The 1,479-nt window shown below is 43.2% G+C and carries 1 protein-coding gene, 1 pseudogene and 1 riboswitch; the gene and the pseudogene both read left to right on the top strand.

The genetic code is table 11. From position 1 onward, the window contains the following. Positions 1-390: pseudogene (locus B2R65_RS00625) on the top strand (S66 family peptidase); the annotation flags it as partial. Between the two features lie 67 nt (positions 391-457). Beyond that, a riboswitch (FMN riboswitch) is annotated at positions 458-639 on the top strand. A 224-nt stretch (positions 640-863) separates the two neighbouring features. Beyond that, positions 864-1,479: 3,4-dihydroxy-2-butanone-4-phosphate synthase (gene ribB / locus B2R65_RS00630; protein ID WP_286740104.1), on the top strand; the 616-nt coding region annotated here is incomplete at its 3' end.

Consider the following 1,479-nt stretch of genomic DNA (forward strand, 5'->3'; position numbering starts at 1 on the left):
TTATTGCTGGATTCGCCATTTTTAGCATTGCACGACTTTAAAAAACACAGTGCGAACGAAGGGCTAATTTTATACCTAGAAAATTCAGAGCTTACGCCTACCACCGTGGCACGATTTTTACTGTCGCTCAAACTTGCCGGTGTATTTGATGATATTAACGGCCTTATTTTAGGGCGCAGCGAAATAACACAAAGTCATCACGATGCATTTGATTACCGCCATGCGCTAGAGGTGGCATTGGGTGGGTGTTTATTCCCGGTAATAATAGATGCTGATATTGGCCATGTGCAGCCAAATTTAAACTTAGTTAATGGCGCAAAATGCTCACTCACGGCCGATATTAACCAAGGTAAAGTACTCAATGCCTCACTAAATACTGAGCTTATTTAACGTTTATTTTTGAATAACATATAAATACACGCGTATAATGCGCAGGCCGTGAACAGATAAGTTCACGGTACATTCTCAGGGCGGGGTGAAATTCCCCACCGGCGGTATGTTTTACTCATTAGTTTTTGAATAAAACGAGCCCGCGAGCGCTTTATTTAATAATCGTTTTTTAATGTATTAAATAAAGGTCAAGCAGATCTGGTGAGATGCCAGAGCCGACGGTTATAGTCCGGATGAAAGAGAATATAGCTTGTAGCGTATGCAAACACGTGGCCTGTGGCTGCGTGTTTAATACCAATTCGCAATAATACTTAATCATTTTGAGCGACACGTTTTTCCAACCTCAAAATAAATCACTTAATTAAGCGGATTGGTATAAGCTGTTTAGTGGCAAAAAGTGCGCAATTTAGTTTGTGTGTTTTGCCATGCCTTTCAGTGTCCTGAATCTATTTATTTTTATGTGGAATATAATAATGATTCAGTCTTTACTTAGCCAATTTGGCGAAAGCCACACCCGTGTAGAAAACGCCATTGCTGCTTTGCAGCAAGGCCAAGGCGTACTTGTTGTTGATGACGAGAACCGCGAAAACGAAGGTGATTTTGTTTTTTCTGCCGAGCATTTAACCACCCAACAAATGGCGGAAATGATCCGCGAAGGCAGCGGAATTGTGTGCCTGTGTATGGGCGATGAGCGTATTAAGCAGCTCGAGCTACCGCAAATGGTAACTCACAACACCAGCCAAAATAATACAGCCTACACAGTCACAATAGAGGCTAAACACGGTGTTACAACCGGCGTATCGGCCGCCGATCGAGTAACAACGATTAAAGCCGCCACAGCCGATAACGCTAAACCGAGTGATTTATCGCGCCCAGGCCATGTATTTGGCTTAAAAGCACAAACAGGTGGGGTTTTAGTTCGCCGCGGCCACACCGAGGCATCTGTTGATTTAATGCAGCTGGCTGGTTTAAAACCGTTAGGGGTTATTTGTGAACTCACTAATCCTGATGGCACCATGGCGCGTTTACCACAGGTAAGTGATTATGCTAATAAACACAGCATGACAGTGGTAACGATTGAAGACTTAG

The sequence above is a fragment of the Pseudoalteromonas sp. UBA2102 genome, from assembly GCF_002331165.1.
GTDB classification, from domain to species: Bacteria; Pseudomonadota; Gammaproteobacteria; order Enterobacterales; family Alteromonadaceae; genus Pseudoalteromonas; species Pseudoalteromonas atlantica.